This is a genomic window from Azospirillum picis (genome assembly GCF_017876115.1).
In the GTDB taxonomy this organism is placed as follows: Bacteria; Pseudomonadota; Alphaproteobacteria; order Azospirillales; family Azospirillaceae; genus Azospirillum; species Azospirillum picis.
On record NZ_JAGINO010000004.1, the window covers coordinates 41486 to 57478 of the forward strand.

16 protein-coding genes are annotated in these 15993 nt (G+C 67.8%); 12 read left to right on the forward strand and 4 right to left on the reverse strand.

Going from position 1 to position 15993, the window contains the following annotated elements; all coding sequences use genetic code 11:
- The first annotated feature begins 27 nt into the window (after positions 1–27).
- Positions 28–828 carry an NUDIX hydrolase gene (locus J2850_RS07515; protein WP_209980273.1) on the forward strand — a complete coding sequence of 267 codons (801 nt, stop codon included), beginning with the start codon at positions 28–30 and terminating at the stop codon, positions 826–828.
- Positions 829–1179: 351 nt separating this feature from the next.
- Entirely contained in the window at positions 1180–2979 is a 1800-nt protein-coding gene (locus tag J2850_RS07520) for a pyruvate, phosphate dikinase (protein ID WP_246512889.1), read from the forward strand.
- Between the two features lie 50 nt (positions 2980–3029).
- Here the strand turns inward: J2850_RS07520 and J2850_RS07525 are convergent, their stop codons facing one another.
- Positions 3030–3713 carry a GntR family transcriptional regulator gene (locus tag J2850_RS07525; protein WP_209980275.1) on the reverse strand — a complete coding sequence of 228 codons (684 nt, stop codon included), beginning with the start codon at positions 3711–3713 and terminating at the stop codon, positions 3030–3032.
- Positions 3714–3866: 153 nt separating this feature from the next.
- Here J2850_RS07525 and J2850_RS07530 point away from each other — a divergent pair, with 153 nt between their 5' ends.
- From J2850_RS07530 to J2850_RS07540, 3 genes are all read left to right on the forward strand, one after another.
- Positions 3867–4712 (forward strand): fumarylacetoacetate hydrolase family protein, encoded by an 846-nt coding sequence (locus J2850_RS07530; protein WP_209980276.1) that lies wholly within the window; start codon positions 3867–3869, stop codon positions 4710–4712.
- A 221-nt stretch (positions 4713–4933) separates the two neighbouring features.
- Positions 4934–5947: a 2-keto-3-deoxygluconate permease gene (locus J2850_RS07535; RefSeq protein WP_209980277.1), complete on the forward strand. Its 1014-nt coding sequence runs from the start codon at positions 4934–4936 to the stop codon at positions 5945–5947.
- A gap of 106 nt (positions 5948–6053) precedes the next feature.
- A complete protein-coding gene (locus J2850_RS07540; protein ID WP_209980278.1) occupies positions 6054–6785 on the forward strand; it encodes an SDR family oxidoreductase in 732 nt (243 codons plus the stop codon).
- A 93-nt stretch (positions 6786–6878) separates the two neighbouring features.
- On the opposite strand, the gene J2850_RS07545 is transcribed toward J2850_RS07540, so the two are convergent.
- Positions 6879–7808, reverse strand: a complete 930-nt coding sequence (locus J2850_RS07545) for a histone deacetylase family protein (RefSeq protein ID WP_209980279.1) — start codon at positions 7806–7808, stop codon at positions 6879–6881.
- Between the two features lie 82 nt (positions 7809–7890).
- The gene (locus tag J2850_RS07550; RefSeq protein ID WP_209980280.1) at positions 7891–8337 is read right to left on the reverse strand and encodes a CBS domain-containing protein; all 447 of its coding nucleotides are present in this window, start codon (positions 8335–8337) and stop codon (positions 7891–7893) included.
- A gap of 386 nt (positions 8338–8723) precedes the next feature.
- Between J2850_RS07550 and J2850_RS07555 the strand changes: the two genes are divergently transcribed.
- Positions 8724–8936, forward strand: coding sequence for a hypothetical protein (locus tag J2850_RS07555; RefSeq protein ID WP_246512890.1), 213 nt, complete (start codon positions 8724–8726; stop codon positions 8934–8936).
- Positions 8937–9050: 114 nt separating this feature from the next.
- On the opposite strand, the gene J2850_RS07560 is transcribed toward J2850_RS07555, so the two are convergent.
- Positions 9051–9494 carry a GNAT family N-acetyltransferase gene (locus tag J2850_RS07560; RefSeq protein ID WP_209980282.1) on the reverse strand — a complete coding sequence of 148 codons (444 nt, stop codon included), beginning with the start codon at positions 9492–9494 and terminating at the stop codon, positions 9051–9053.
- A gap of 475 nt (positions 9495–9969) precedes the next feature.
- Between J2850_RS07560 and oxlT the strand changes: the two genes are divergently transcribed.
- The 6 genes from oxlT to J2850_RS07590 all read left to right on the forward strand — a co-directional run bounded on the left by oxlT (position 9970) and on the right by J2850_RS07590 (position 15991).
- Positions 9970–11274, forward strand: coding sequence for an oxalate/formate MFS antiporter (gene oxlT, locus J2850_RS07565; protein ID WP_209980283.1), 1305 nt, complete (start codon positions 9970–9972; stop codon positions 11272–11274).
- 297 nt (positions 11275–11571) lie between these two features.
- Positions 11572–12315 (forward strand): sulfite exporter TauE/SafE family protein, encoded by a 744-nt coding sequence (locus J2850_RS07570; protein ID WP_209980284.1) that lies wholly within the window; start codon positions 11572–11574, stop codon positions 12313–12315.
- A 255-nt stretch (positions 12316–12570) separates the two neighbouring features.
- Positions 12571–13596 carry a 2-dehydropantoate 2-reductase gene (locus J2850_RS07575; protein WP_209980285.1) on the forward strand — a complete coding sequence of 342 codons (1026 nt, stop codon included), beginning with the start codon at positions 12571–12573 and terminating at the stop codon, positions 13594–13596.
- 77 nt (positions 13597–13673) lie between these two features.
- Positions 13674–14162 carry a CBS domain-containing protein gene (locus tag J2850_RS07580; protein WP_209980286.1) on the forward strand — a complete coding sequence of 163 codons (489 nt, stop codon included), beginning with the start codon at positions 13674–13676 and terminating at the stop codon, positions 14160–14162.
- Between the two features lie 208 nt (positions 14163–14370).
- Positions 14371–15540 (forward strand): Re/Si-specific NAD(P)(+) transhydrogenase subunit alpha, encoded by a 1170-nt coding sequence (locus tag J2850_RS07585; RefSeq protein ID WP_209980287.1) that lies wholly within the window; start codon positions 14371–14373, stop codon positions 15538–15540.
- Positions 15541–15553: 13 nt separating this feature from the next.
- Positions 15554–15991, forward strand: coding sequence for an NAD(P) transhydrogenase subunit alpha part 2 (locus tag J2850_RS07590; protein ID WP_209980288.1), 438 nt, complete (start codon positions 15554–15556; stop codon positions 15989–15991).
- Positions 15992–15993: the final 2 nt, after the last annotated feature.

A 15993-nucleotide genomic window follows, 5' to 3' on the forward strand; every position in this document is an offset into this window, starting at 1 on the left:
CGCAGGCTGCGTCGGCGACACTGGGACATGCCCGACAGCACCCCCGACCTGCCCGCCGTCCCCCATCCGGTCGCGCCGCGACCCGCCGCCACGCTGGTCCTCCTGCGCGACGGGACGGAGGGGCTCGAACTGCTGATGATCGAACGGCATGGCGGCCTCAGCTTCGCACCCGGCGCCAGCGTATTTCCCGGCGGGCGGCTGGAGCCGGCCGACCACGGTCCCGGCTGGCATGTGCATTGGCCGGGCCGCGGCATCCCTGCCGACCTTGCCCACCGCGTGGCCGCCGTCCGTGAGACCTTCGAGGAATGCGGGCTGCTGCTGGCCGACGGTCCGGCCGATCCCGGGCGGCTGGCGGCGTTGCGCAAGGCGCTGGCTGCCGGGGCCGGTTTCGCGGACGCGTTGGCCGATGCGGGGTTGCGTCCGGCGCTCGACGGCATGGTGCCTCTGGCGCGCTGGGTGACGCCGGAAAGCCTGCCGCGCCGGTTCGACGCGCTGTTCTTCCTGGCGCCGGCACCGGTGGGGCAGACGCCGCTGTGCGACGGCGGCGAGGCGGTCGCCGCCTTTTGGGCGACGCCGCGCCGGCTGCTCGCCGAGGAGCGGGAGGGCGCGCGGCGGCTGGTCTTCGCCACCCGGATGAGCCTGCTGCGTCTCGCCGCCTGTGGCGGCGTCGAGGAGGCGCTGGCCTGCGGCCTTCACGGGAGGCGGGCTTTGCCGCCGGCGATCCTGCCGCGCCTGGTGCAGACCGCAGCCGGTCCGGTGTTCCGGATCCCGGAAGGCTGCGGCTTTTCGCCACTGGAGACGCCGACAGGAAATGTTAGGCTTGGGTAAGAATAGTAAGCATGCGTGGGTTTCCGCGATGTGAAAATTACCCGATGGTGCTATTGTGCGGCGCGGCAAAAGCCACCAGTGTCAAGGGTGGCGGTTTCACGGATGGACGTGCGGTCCTACGCACGGACGTTGGGACCGACGAGCCGGAGGCGGAACGATGGCTGGATGCGTTGACGGCGGGATTGCGGGTTGGCAAGGCCGGGCGCATGGGACCGGTTGCCGCCGGCCCACGGCCGTGCGCGGCCATGCCGATGCCCGCCGGTCCCTGCACCCTCCGTTCCCGGCCTGCCCCGGTGCTTGCGGCATCCGCAGCATCACCGATCAGCCCATCTCCGCAGGATGATGACGTCCATGGCTCCCGACAGCATCCCCTACGCCCCCCTGCCGCCGGATGGCCTCACCGCGAAGACCGTCCCGGTCGGGCCTGTTGCCGCCCTGGCGGGTGCCGTCACGGGCGCCGCCGTGGGCGCCGTCTCGGGCGCGGTGGCGATTGATCCGGCGGCGGATGAACTGGTGGTTGCCTTCGGCCCCGGCCTCCGGGCCGCCGCCGACCCGGAGCGGTTGGGCAACAAGGGCGCGCGGCTGGTGGAAATGGCGGCGCTGGGCATCCCCGTGCCGCCGGGCTTCGTCATCGCGGCGGAGGCGGGGCGGAGGCTCGATGCCGGGCAGGCTCTGCCGGAGGCGCTGCAACGCCGCATCGGTGCGGCGGTGGCGGACCTGGAGGCGCGGATCGGTGCGCGGTTCGGCGACCCCGGCGATCCGCTGCTGCTGTCGGTCCGCTCCGGCGCGGCGGTGTCGATGCCCGGCATGATGGACAGCATCCTCAATCTGGGCCTCAACGACCGGACGGTGGAGGGGCTGGCGGCGCGGTCCGGCGATGAGCGCTTCGCCTGGGACTGCTACCGGCGGCTGGTCCAGTGTTTCGGCTGCGTCGTGATGGGGGTGCCCGGCCACCGCTTCGAGGCGCTGCTCGACGAGCACAAGGACGGGCACGGGATCTTGCGCGACGCCGAGATGGGCGCCGACGACTGGCGGGCGCTGCTGCCGCGCTATTTCCGGCTGATCGAGACGCGGTGCGGCCGGCCCTTCCCGCAGGAACCGGCGGAACAGTTGCGTGCCGCGGTGGCGGCCGTGTTCGGCTCGTGGATGAACCCGCGCGCCGCCGCCTACCGGTCCCTGCACGACATCCCCGACGATCTCGGGACCGCGGTGACGGTACAGGCGATGGTGTTCGGCAACCGCGGACCCGATTCCGGCACCGGCGTGCTGTTCACCCGCGATCCGTCGACCGGCGCACCCGGCCTTTGCGGGGAATTCCTTGCGGATGCCCAGGGGGAGGACGTGGTGTCGGGGACCTGCGACCCCGATCCGCTGAGCGCGGCAGAGGGCGAGGACGCCGCCACGGGGGCCGGGCGCTCCCTCGAAGTCCGGATGCCCTCGGTGTATGCGGAGCTGCGGGCGGTCGCCGGGCGGCTGGAGCGCGAGTTCGGCGACATGCAGGACATCGAGTTCACGGTCGACGGCGGGCGCCTGTTCATCCTGCAGTCGCGCAGCGGCAAGCGCTCGTCGGAGGCATCGGTCCGCATCGCCGTCGATCTCGCCGACGAGGGTGTCATCACCCGCGCACAGGCGGTCGGCCGCGTCGATCCGCAGTCCCTGGACGAACTGCTGCGACCGGCCGTGGCGCCGGACTCATCTGCGTCGGCGCTCGCCATCGGCCTGCCGGCCTCGCCGGGGGCGGTGACCGGGCATGCCGCCTTCACCACGGAGGATGCCGTCCGGATGGCGAGGGGCGGAACCCCCGTCCTGCTGTGCCGGCCGGAAACCTCGCCCGAGGACATTCGCGGCATGCAGGCCGCGGTCGGCGTCGTCACCGCGCGCGGCGGCTTCACCAGCCATGCCGCCACCGTCGCCCGTGGCATGGGGCGGCCGTGCGTCTGCGGCGCGCGGACTCTCCGCATCGATCCCGAGCGCGGTGAGATGACCGTCGGTGCCGTCACCGTGCGGACCGGCGATCTCCTGACCATCGACGGCGCCAGCGGTGCGGTCCTGCTTGGGGCCGTGCCCCTGCGGCGCCCCCAGCCCGACGGTGCCGTCGGCCGGTTGCTCGACTGGGCTCGCGCCTGCGGCGGCACGGCCGCCGCGGGGTAGGCGCCGCAGGGTAATCGCCGCGGCGGGCGCCGTACGCGCCCAGGGCGCCGTCAGAGCGCCTCTTCCGTCTGGAACAGCCGCTCGACCGCATCGGCGGTCTGCTGATAGTGGTCCCTCAGCGCCTCGACCGCTTCCTCGGCCTTGCGCTCGATCGCGCAGGTCATGATCCGCTCATGTTCGCGGACGACGTCGCGGTTCTGCTTCGGCACGCTGACCGACATCCGGCGGTAGCGGTCCGCCCGGACGAACAGTTTTCCGCACAGCTCGATCAGGATGGGCGAGCCGCAGGCCGAAATCAGGATGCGGTGGAAATCGGCATGCCGCTGCTCCCAATCCTCCCGCATCGCGGTCGGCAGGTCGTCGCGTTCCCGGGGCAGGCGCGCCATCAGGTGATGGGCGGCCAGCAGGTGGCCTTCCCATTCGGCGTCGCCATGCTCGATCGACAGGCGCAGGGCTTCGCCTTCCAGCAGCTTGCGGGCGTTGACGATGTCCAGCAGCTCCTCGACCGACAGCGGGGAGACCGAAAACCCGCGATGGTCGTCCGAGACCGTGAAGCCCTCGGCGGTCAGCCGCACCAGGGCCTCGCGCACCGGCGACACGCTCATCCCGCACAGGGCCTGCAACTCGGCGAAGCGCAGGCGCTGGCCGGGCTTCAGCGAGCCGGAGCGGATGGCCCGGTGGATGGCGGCATAGGCATCCGCGGCCAGCGTGCGTGCCTCGGCACGGTCCTTCATGACTGCTCCTTCCAGTTCATCGTCAACATTTTCGAAAATCCATGGATCGTTCGAAAAGCCGTTGACACCACGTATGATCCGTGGAAACTGTATGTTAACTCAGCGATCATCAAAAGACGACCGCTAAGTGGGCTGGTGTAAGGAGACGTCGCTTTGAAACTCGTTCGCTTCGGAGCCCCTGGCCAAGAAAAGCCGGGGTTGATCGACAAGGATGGTCGCATCCGTGACTTGTCTTCGATTGTCGAGGACATCAACGGTCATTCCCTGAGCAGCAGCAGCCTGGAGAAAATCCGGTCGGCTGCGGTGTCCGACCTTCCCTTGGTTTCCGACGGCGTGCGGCTAGGACCCTGCGTGACCGGCGTCGGCAACTTCATCGCGGTCGGCCTGAACTATGCCGACCATGCCGCGGAAAGCGGCATGCCGGTCCCGGCCGAGCCGGTGCTGTTCAACAAGGCGCCGTCCTGCATCGTCGGTCCGGATGACACCGTGCTGATCCCGCCGGGCTCCGAGAAGACCGATTGGGAGGTCGAGCTCGCGATCGTCATCGGCGAACGCGCCTCCTATGTGTCGGAAGCGGACGCGCTGAACCATGTGGCCGGCTACTGCGTCTGCAACGACGTGTCGGAGCGGGCCTACCAGCTCGAGCGCGGCGGCGGGCAGTGGGCGAAGGGCAAGGGCTGCCCGACCTTCGGCCCGCTCGGCCCGTGGCTGGTCACCAAGGAGGAGGTGGAGGACGTCCACAACCTCGCCATGACGCTGACGGTGAACGGCGAGACCATGCAGAACGGCTCGACCCGGACGATGGTCTTCAATGTGCCGTTCCTCGTTTCCCACATCTCGCAGTTCATGACGCTGATGCCGGGCGACGTCATCACCACCGGCACCCCGCCGGGCGTCGGCATGGGGCAGAAGCCGCCGCGCTACCTGAAGGCCGGCGACACCATCCGCGTCGAGATCGAGGGGCTGGGCGTTCAGAACCAGCGTGTCGCCGCCACCTGAGCGGCGCAACAGGAACGTTGTTGCGGGCCACGCGGGTCGTGGCCCTGGTCCGGGAACGCGCAGGATGGACGGACGGTCCGCTCCACCCGCGCGTTGCCGCCCGTTGCTGCGGCGCGATCGCCGCAGCGACCAATTCCGCTGCCGACCATAAAGAAGCGGGGACACGCCCGGCGAGCGATGGCGCCCGCTCATCCATCCGAGATTCGAGGAGGAAGCGCCCCATGAACATAAAAGACAGGATTGACCGGCTCCCCGGCGGACTGATGCTGGTGCCGCTGCTGCTCGGCGCGCTGTGCAAGACCTTCGTTCCCGATGCGCCCGCCTATTTCAAGGGCTTCACCCAGGGGATCATGACCGGCGTGGTGCCGATCCTGGCCGTCTGGTTCTTCTGCATGGGTGCGTCCATCAAGCTGAGCGCCACCGGAACGGTGCTGCGCAAGTCGGGCACCCTGGTCCTCACCAAGCTGATCGCCGCCTGGATCATCGTGCTGGTGGCATCGCAGTTCATTCCAGTCGAGGGCATCCACAGCGGCATGTTCGCCGGCCTGTCGATCCTCGCCATCGTCTGCGCGATGGACATGACCAACGGCGGCCTCTACGCCTCGCTGATGCAGACCTACGGCACCAAGGAGGAAGCCGGCGCCTTCGTGCTGACCTCCATCGAGTCGGGTCCGCTGATGAGCATGATCATCCTCGGCGCATCCGGTGCCGCGCATTTCGAACCGCAGGTCTTCATCGGCGCGGTCCTGCCCTTCCTAGTCGGCTTCGCGCTGGGCAACCTGGATCCGAAGCTGCGCGCCCTGTTCGCGCCGGGCGGCCAGTTGATGATCCCGTTCTTCGCCTTCGCCCTCGGCAACACCATCAACCTGGGCACGCTGTTCTCCCCGCTGCTCGGGCTGGGGGTGATGCTGGCGCTCGCCGTCATCGTGCTGACCGGCATTCCGCTGATCCTGGCCGACAAGATCATCGGCCGCGGCACCGGGACCGCCGGCATCGCGGCCTCGTCCACCGCCGGCGCGGCAGCGGCCAACCCGGTGGCGATCGCCGCCGTGGCCCCGCAGTTCGCTCCCGCCGCAGCCGATGCCACGGTGCTGGTCGCCATCTGCATCATCGTGACCTCCATCGCCGTGCCGATCATCACCGGCCTCTGGTACAAGCGCTACGGCCAGGGCCGCGCCGAAACCGACCGTGCGGACGCGCCGGTGATGCCGCTGGGCGCCACGCCGGTCGATTGAGGCCGCCGCCCCGGTACCGCCCCCGGGTGCCGCCCCGGGTGCCGCCGACCACCACACCATTCCATAGTCGCCAATCCTTCCAGGGATCGTTTCAGGAGTGAGGACCATGACCGGGAAACTAGCCGGCAAGACCGCCGTCATCACGGGTGCGGCACAGGGGATCGGGCGGACGACCGCCGAGCTCTTCGCCCGCGAAGGCGCCAGGGTGGTCGCCACCGACGTGAACGGGGCCAAGCTTTCCGAACTCGACGGGCAGGGCATCGAGACGCGGGTGCTGAACGTGCTCGACGATCAGGCCGTGCGCTCGGTTCTCGATGGCCTCGGCCGTGTCGACATCCTCTTCAACTGTGCCGGGGTGGTCCACAACGGCACGATCCTGGAGATGACCGACGAGGAACTGGAGTTCGCGCTCGACCTCAACGTCAAGGCGCTGGTCCGCACCACCAGGGCGGTGCTGCCGGGCATGCTGGAGCGCGGCGACGGCTGCATCATCAACATGTCGTCGGTGGCGTCCAGCGTGAAGGGGGTGCCCAACCGCTTCGCCTACACCACCAGCAAGGCGGCCGTCATCGGGCTGACCAAGTCGGTCGCGGCCGACTATGTCGCCAAGGGCATCCGCTGCAACGCGATCTGCCCGGGAACGGTCGAATCGCCGTCGCTGCAGGAGCGGCTGTCCGCCCAGGGCGATTACGACAAGGCGCGCGCCGCCTTCATCGCCCGCCAGCCGATCGGCCGCATCGGCCGGCCGGAGGAGATCGCCGATCTGGCGCTCCACCTCGCCACCGCGACCTACACCACCGGCCAGATCCACATCATCGACGGTGGTTGGGCGATGTAAGGGTCTGTCTCCGACGGCATGCGGGCGGGCTCCGGAGGGTACCGGATCCCGCCCGCATGCCGTTTGCCCCGCCTGTCCTGAAGTTCGGCGGAGTCAGGCCGCCGCCAACGCCTTCAGGTGCGCCGCGCACCCCTCGGCGAGGCCGACGGCGTCATAGCCGCCCTCCAGGGCCGAGACGACGCGGCCGCCGCAGACACGGTCGGCGACCTCCGCCAGCTTGCGGGTGACCCACTCGAAATCCTCCGCCGTCAGCCCCAGTTGGGCCAGCGGGTCGCGCTTGTGGGCGTCGAACCCCGCCGAGATCAGCAGCAGGTCCGGTGCGAACGCCTCCAGCGCCGGCAGGATCGCGCGCTCCATCGCCTGGCGGAATTCGACGGTGCCGCTGTAGGGGGCCAGCGGCAGGTTCAGGATGTTGCCGTCCACCCCCCGTTCCCAGGAGTTGCCGGTGCCGGGATAGAGCGGCGACTGGTGGGTCGAGGCGAAGAACAGGTCGGGATCGTCGGCGAACATCGCCTGCGTGCCGTTGCCGTGATGGACGTCGAAGTCGACGACCGCCACCCGCTTCAGCCCGTGGACCTTGCGCGCCTGCTCCGCTCCCACCGCGATGTTGTTGAAGACGCAGAACCCCATGGCGCGGGCCGGCTCGGCATGGTGGCCGCAGGGGCGCACCGCGCAGAACGCATTGGTCGCCTCGCCGGCCAGCACGGCGTCGACGGCGGCACACACCGATCCGGCGGCGCGCAGGATGGCGCCGCGCGAGCCCGGCGACAGCAGCGTATCGCCGTCCAGCCGCTGGTAGCCGTCGGCCGGCACCGCGTCCAGCACCGCTTCGACATAGCGCCGCTCATGGACGCGGGCGAGCTGCTCGACGTCCGCCTCGGGGGCCTGCCGGCGTTCCAGCCCTCGGAACTCCGGCCGGTCGAGCACCTCCCAGACCACCGCCAGCCGCTCCGGCGCTTCCGGGTGGCCGGGACCGGTATCATGGGCGAAGCAGTCCTGATGAGTGAAGATCAGCGTTGTCACGGTCGGCGTCTCCCATGGAAAGGCACCGCCGGGCGGCCTGTCCCGGCAGTGCGCTTGCTGCCGCGCTGTGGACGCGTGCGGATCAGTGGGCGTAGGCGGGCGTTTCCGCCGAAGGCTGCGCCACGCTTTCCAACTCCTGCAACTGGAGCTGCGTGAAGTCGCGCGCGCTGACGACGCCGATCAAATGCCCGTCCTCCAGCACCGGAAGATGGCGGATGTGGTGGTCGGCCATCAGACGGAGCGCGTGATGCAGGCTGTCCGACGGGGCGCAGGTCACCGGTTGCCGGGTCATCAGTTGTGAAACCGGCATCGACAGCAGCGAGGCGCCGCGTTCCAGCAGGGCATGGACGATGTCGCGCTCCGACAGGACGCCGGCCAGCGTGTTGCCCTCGGTCCGGCAGACCTCCTTGACGACGAGTGCGCTGATGTTCTCGGCCTTCATCAGGCGGATGGCTTCAGCGACGGTGGCACTCGTCCGGACGGCGACGACCCGGGCTTCCTTGGACTGGAGGATGTGTTCGACCTTCATGGCATGTCTCCTGAACGGCCGGTGGCTGTTCGGCCGAAGCGGCTGATGGAACGGCGGAGTGGCGTCCTGTGATGATAGCGATGGTATACCAAATACAGTACGCCACACAAACAGTTTCTGACCTCGACCTGTCGCGTGGCGGAATTGCCTTCCGCGCTGTTGGCCTTTTCGGAAGCAGCCTGTTTGGGAACGGAAGATCAGTGCAGCGATATGTGCGTTACGCATATCAAATAGCGAGCGGCATGCGGTATTTGCATAAGCGGCATCTTGTACCTTGTATACCAAAAAACTTGATCCATATGCTGCGCTGCGTCATAAGCGTCTTGTCGCGTTCAAGCCTGCCAAGAAATCACCACCGAGACACCGGAGCGAAGAACATGTTGGAAATGCTGATCCTGGCCCTCGTGCTTTCCGTCTTCGGCGGAACGGTTCACCACATCCTGTCGCTGCAGGTGGCCGCCGCCGGCAAATCGGCCGGCGAGCGCGATTTCTCCGCTGCGCCCCTCCGGCTGGCGAACCCGACCGAGCAGGATTTGAAGGAGCAGGAGGACGAGCTTCCGTCCGGCCCATCCTGGGCGAGCTTCCCGCGCGCATTCTGACGTTCATCCCTTCCTCCGAAGGGCGCTCATCTTGAAAGGACGGCCAGCAAGGCCGTCCTTTCGCTTTTTTGCGTCGGAGAATCCCGTGCCGTCGGCGGTTCAGGTGCCGGCGGTTCAGGTCAGCGGCAGCACGAGTTGGTAGCTTTTGATGGTCATCCGCTTGCGATGATAGAAGCGGTGCGCCTCGCCGCGCTGGACCCCGGATATGATCTCCATCTGGGCGCAGCCGCGCTCGCGCGCCTCGTTCGCCAGCCAGTCGAACAGCTTGTCGCCCAACCCGAACGAACGCTTGGCGGGGCTGGTCACCAGATCCTCCACATACATGTAGCGTCCGCGCGACAGCGTCTCGTGCACGCGGAAGCCGCCGCAGCCGGCGACCTCGCCGTCGATCTTCAGCAGGGCGAGGGTATAGCCGTCGTCCATTTGCCTGCGGATTTGCGCCCGGTAGGCCTCCGGATCCGTCATATGGGTCCGCAGTTCCTTAACGACCGGGTAGCTGGCGGCGATGTCGGCGTCGTCCTTCGCCATGACGATCTCGATGGTGGGTTGCTGGTCCATGGCGGTCGGCTCCTTATGGATATGGGTTTTGCCGGAAGCTCCATGACGGGTGCCGTGCGCCCTGGGCAGCGCTGCCGCCATGTCTGGCATACCATATGCCAACAGTTTGCCGGACCCTCAAACCGGCCGTGATCGCTTTCCGCGTGCCGGAAAACCAAGCAGTCGACGTGGCTGCCGTCCGTGGCGTGAATGCAGACTCCCAAAACAGTTTGCCCCTTCCACTAACCGCTTGCCAGGTTTTGGGCATCTGGTATACCATATTGAAAATTCCAGATCGGTGCATACCATGCCGGCCTGGAAGGAGCGCAGACAGCGCCTCCCAGTAACGTGAAGCACGGCAGGGCCGCATACCCGCCGTGTATCGCGATGAACAAGTACCGCGCCTCAGCGCTGAAGTACCAAGCAAGCACCTAAGCATCAAAACAGAAGCGAAGCCCGATACGGAAGAGAACCGCTTCATAGGAGGAGATAGAAGATGCAGCATGATAGTTCGGGGGCGCAGAGCGCACCGCTCGGCGGCCGCTGGATGCAGTTGGTCATCGGCGTGATTTGCATGTCGATGATTGCAAACCTGCAATATGGCTGGACGCTGTTCGTCAATCCGATCGAGGAGAAATATCACTGGGGCCGTGCCGCCATCCAGGTCGCCTTCACCATCTTCGTCGTGACCGAGACCTGGCTGGTCCCCGTCGAAGGCTGGTTCGTCGATAAATTCGGCCCCCGCATCGTCGTCCTGATCGGTGGCGTTCTGTGCGCCCTGGCCTGGGTCATCAACTCGTTCGCGGACTCGCTGGCGCTGCTCTATATCGGCGCCGCCGTCGGCGGCATCGGTGCCGGCGGCGTGTACGGCACCTGCGTCGGCAATGCCTTGAAGTGGTTCCCCGACCGCCGCGGCCTCGCCGCCGGCCTGACTGCCGCCGGCTTTGGCGCGGGCTCCGCCCTGACGGTCGTGCCGATCGCCAACATGATCCAGACCTCCGGCTTCGAGCAGACCTTCCTGGTGTTCGGGCTGGGGCAGGGCCTGATCGTCTTCGCGCTGGCCTGGTTCCTGAAGGAACCGCATCCCGACCTGCTGCCGAAGACCAAGTCCAACATCGTGCAGAGCCGCCGCAGCTACACCCCGCAGGAGACGCTGAAGTCGCCGGTCTTCTGGGTGATGTACCTGATGTTCGTCATGGTCGCCGCCGGCGGTCTGATGGCCACGGCACAGCTCGGCCCGATCGCCAAGGACTTCCACCTCGACGGCGCGCCGGTCAGCATCCTGGGCCTGACCCTGCCGGCGCTGACCTTCGCACTGACCATCGACCGCGTGCTGAACGGCGTGACCCGTCCCTTCTTCGGCTGGGTGTCCGACCATATCGGCCGCGAGAACACCATGTTCGTGGCCTTCGCCATCGAGGCCGTCGGCATCCTGGCGCTGAACCATTGGGGCCAGAACCCGGTTGCCTTCGTCATCCTGACCGGCCTCGTGTTCTTCGCCTGGGGCGAGATCTACAGCCTGTTCCCGTCCTGCTGCGCCGACAGCTTCGGGTCCAAGTTTGCGACGACCAACGCCGGCCTGCTCTATACCGCCAAGGGAACCGCGTCGCTGGTGGTCCCCTTCGCCAACGTGATCGTCTCCTCCACCGGAAGCTGGCAGGCGGTGTTCTTCTTCGCCGCCGCGGTCAACGCCATCGCCGCCTTCATGGCCCTGTTCATCCTGAAGCCGATGCGGGCCCGCCAGATCGCCGAGGATACCCGGCAGCCGGTCGGCAAGCTGGCGACCGAAGGGGCCGACTGACACCGGAGCGAAGGAGCGGGCCGAAGGAAAAGGGAGAGCCCGGTCTGTCGGGGGGCAGGCCGGCGGTCCCGATGAGGTCCGCGAATTCCTGAAGGGTGCAGACGAAACGAACCGACATCGCGGCCACCGCATTGGCCCCGGCGTCGGTTCGTTGCGTTTTCGGGAGCCGCATCCGTATGGACCGCGTCATTCGCGCGGAGCAAGCCGGCGTGGAACACCGAGAGCCGCTTCAAAGGCTGATATTCTGTATACAGAATACGAAAGCGGATGTCAACTCGTTTGGAAGGAGGGGCGGGCATGGTGGGTATCCTTGTCCTGATGCTGGCGGCTTTCTCGTCCGGGGCTTTGAACGCGATCGCCGGCGGCGGCGCGTTCATCACCTTTCCCGCACTTCTGTTCGCCGGGGTGGCTCCGGTCGCCGCCAACGCGTCGAGCACGGTCGCCTTGTTTCCCGGCCAGGCTGCCAGCAGTTGGGCCTACCGGCGGGAGATTGCGGCGGCGCGCCAGGTGAACCTGCCGGTCTTCGTCGCGCTGAGCCTGGTCGGCGGGCTGATCGGTGCGCTCCTGCTGCTTGTCACCCCCAACACCGTCTTCGCCGCCTTCGTCCCCTGGTTGCTGCTGTTCGCGACGGCGGTCTTCGCGATCGGCGCCTATGCGCCGGGCGTGGTCGCGCGGTTCAGCCTGGGCGGGCGCAGCGTGCTGGTGGTGCAGTTCGTGATCTCGATCTATGGCGGCTATTTCGGCGGCGGCATCGGCTTCCTGATGTTGGCGGCGCTGACCCTGTTCGGCATCCGCGACATCCACGCGATGAACGGCCTGCGCCTGCTGCTCGCGATGCTGATGAACGGGGCCGCGGTCGCGACCTTCGTCTTCGCCGGGGCGGTGTCCTGGCCGGAAACGGCGGCGATGGCGGTTGCGGCCGTTGCCGGCGGTTATGCCGGCGCCATGGGCGCCAAACGTGTCGATCCCCGGATTCTCAAGACGCTGGTCGTGCTGATCGGCGCCTCGCTGACCTTGTACTTCTTTGTGGCTGGTGCCTGATTCCGATGGCCTGATCCCAACGGCCTGATCCCATTGGGGAGAATCGCCGATCGCAATCTCTCCGGTTTCCCCACATTCCGCATTGACATACGGTATGTGGTATACCAAACTCCAGACACAGTTTGCGCGACAGACTGTTGGATGCCGCTGCAAAGCGACCGGCCTGCCGATGGATGCGGCCGGCGTGGGTCAACCGGCATCGCCCGGCGCTCCACAGCATTCAAAAAGTGAAATCGGGGGAGAGGGGAATCCGGCATGAAGATCTGCATCTACGGATCCGGAGCCATCGGAGGCTATCTCGGCGTGCGCCTTCACCAGGCGGGAGCCGAGGTCAGCCTGGTGGCGCGCGGCGCGCATCTGGCGGCGATGCGCGAGAACGGCGTTACCTTGCTCATGGGGGAGGAACGGACCGTCGTCCGCCCCCGCTGCACCGACAACCCGGCGGACCTCGGTCCGCAGGATTATGTCGTCGTCGCCCTCAAGGCCCATTCCGTTCCCGGCGTCGTCCCCGCGATGCAGCCTCTGCTCGGTGACCACACCGCCGTCGTCACCGCGGTGAATGGAATCCCCTACTGGTATTTCTACGGCACGGGTGGCGCCTTTGACGGCCGCATCCTGGAAACGGTCGATCCCGACGGTGCGCAGTGGCATGGCCTCGGGCCGCAGCGCGCCATCGGCTGCGTCGTCTATCCGGCGACCGAGGTGGTCGAGCCGGGCGTGATCCAGCACGTCTACGGCGACAAGTTCTCGCTGGGCGAACCGGACGGCTCCCGGTCGGAGCGGGTGACGGCACTCTCGCAGGCCATGGAGGCCGGCGGCCTGCGGGCGCCGGTGCTGGACCGCATCCGCGACGAAATCTGGCTGAAGCTGTGGGGCAACCTGTGCTTCAACCCGATCAGCGCGTTGACCCACGGTACGCTTGAGGTCATTTGCGGCGATACGGAAACCCGTGCCGTCGCCAAGGCGATGATGCTGGAGGCGAAGGAGATCGGCGACCGGCTCGGCGTGCATTTCCGGGTCGATGTCGAACGCCGCATCAATGGCGCCGCCGCCGTCGGCGCGCACAAGACGTCGATGCTCCAGGACCTGGAGCGTGGCCGCCCGATGGAGATCGACGCCCTGCTTTCGGTCGTCCAGGAGATGGGCCGCATGGTGGAGGTGGCGACCCCGACCATCGACGTCGTGCTGGCCCTGGTCAAGCAACGTGGCGAGACCGCAGGCTGCTACAGCCGGCCGGTTCCTGCGGCGCCGGCGGTTCCGGAGGTCGTCGCCGCCCAATAGGGCGAAACCGGCGGGAGCGGCGGCCCGGTGAAGGCCGCCCCCGCCCGCAAACCGGAAGCGAAAAGGGGAGGAGCGTCATGAAGGTCGAGGACATTCTCCGCAAGAAGGGCACGCGCATCGGCACGGTGCGCATCAACGAGACGGTCGCCACGGCGCTGCGCCTGATGAAGGCGGAGAACACCGGCGCGCTCGTGGTCAAGGACGTCTGCCGGACCGAGGGCAACACGGTGGTCGGCGTCATTTCCGAACGCCATGTGGTTCGCGCTCTTGTCGATCGCGGGCCGGGCATCCTGGATCAGCCGGTTTCGGCGCTGATGGCGCGTGATCCCTGCAGCTGCCGGCCGTCCGATCCGGTTCGCCATGTTCTGACCCTGATGGACGAGCATGGCGTCCGCCATGTCCCGGTGCTGGACGGCGCGTCGCTGGTCGGTGTCGTCAGCGTCCGCGACCTGATCCGCCGCCAACTGGAGGATCTGCCCGCCGCCGCCGAAGACGACGACAGCGGTGACGGTGACGTGGTGGCCAAGGCCGACGGGTGGGATTATCCGATCGCCGCCAACCAGTAGGCGGATCCGCCGGGACCCTCGCGAAGGGACCCCGGCGAAAGCGCCACGGGATCGGCGGGCGACCAGTCCCGCCGATCCGTCCGGTTCGACAGTTCAGGCCGTGGCCGACGCGCCCGCAGGCGGCGGCCCGGCCGTTCCGGCCCGGCGCCCGTTGCCGGGCCAGGCATCCGCATGCCCGGCGCGACGGCCGGCTTTCGAAAGCAACACCATGAAGATCGCCATACCCAGGGAGCGCCGTGCCGGCGAACGCCGTGTCGCCGCGTCTCCCGATTCCGTGAAGAAACTGAAGGGCCTGGGACTGGACGTCGTGGTGGAGAGCGGGGCCGGCCTCGGCTCCAGCATCACCGACGCCGCCTATGAGGCGGCCGGGGCGTCCATCGCCGCCGATGCCGCCTCGGCCCTGGCCGGCGCCGACATCGTGCTGAAGGTGCAGCGCCCGCTGATCGCCGGCGAAGGGGAACTGGACGAACTGGCGCTGATCGCCAGGGGCGCGCTGCTGTTCGCCATCCTCAATCCCCACAACAGCCGCGACCACTTGAAGGCCTACGCCGATGCCGGCGTCAACGCCTTCGCCATGGAGTTCATGCCGCGCATCACCCGCGCCCAGGTCATGGACGTGCTGTCCTCCCAGGCCAACCTCGCCGGCTACAAGGCGGTGGTCGATGCCGCCTCCGAATATGGCCGGGCCTTTCCGATGATGATGACCGCCGCCGGCACGGTGCCGCCGGCGCGCGCCTTCATCATGGGCGTCGGCGTCGCCGGCCTCCAGGCGATCGCCACCGCCAAGCGGCTGGGCGCCATCGTCTCGGCGACCGACGTGCGCCCGGCGGTGAAGGAGCAGGTGCAGTCGCTGGGCGGCAGCTTCGTCGCGGTGGAGAACGACGAGTTCCGCCAAGCGGAGACCGCCGGCGGCTACGCCAAGGAGATGTCGGACGACTACAAGCGCCAGCAGGCGGCGCTGGTCGCCGAGCACATCAGGAAGCAGGACATCGTCGTCACCACGGCGCTGATCCCCGGCCGCAAGGCGCCGATCCTGGTGACGGCGGAGCATGTGGCGTCGATGAAGCCGGGCTCGGTGATCATCGACCTGGCGGTGGAGCAGGGCGGCAACGTCGAGGGCTCCAAGCTGGGCGAGGTGGTGACCACGGCCAACGGCGTGAAGATCGTCGGCCATGCCAACTACGCCAGCCGCATCGCCGAGAGCGCCTCGCTGCTCTATGCCAAGAACCTGCTGGCGCTGCTGACGGCGCTGCACGGGAAAGAAACCGGCGTGGCCGTAAACTGGGACGACGAGATCGTCAAGGCCATCGCGCTGACCCGCGACGGCGCCGTCGTCCATCCCGCCTTCGCGGACGTCCGCGAAGCGCAACCTGCGTGAGGAGGCGGATCCCATGGAACACCCGGATCCCGCAAGCAACATCGCCGCTTTCCGCCAGACCCTGGCAGCCCTGACCAATCAGGTCGACGCGCTGGCCGTGCAGGTGGCGCAGCTTTCGCCGGTCCCCGTCACCGAGGTGGGCGGTGGCCACGGCAGCTTCTTCGTCACCGGCCTGACGGTGCTCGTGCTCGCCTGCTTCGTCGGCTACTACGTCGTCTGGCGCGTCACCCCGGCGCTGCACTCGCCGCTGATGGCCGTCACCAACGCGGTGTCGTCGGTCATCATCGTCGGCGCCCTGATCGCCGCCGGCCCCGCAGGCCCAATCTTTGGCGATGGGGGCTTCTCCAAGGTCCTCGGCTTCCTCGCCGTCATCCTGGCAAGCGTCAACATCTTCGGCGGCTTCCTGGTGACCCAGCGCATGCTCTCCATGTTCAAGAAGAAGGGCAAGTAAGA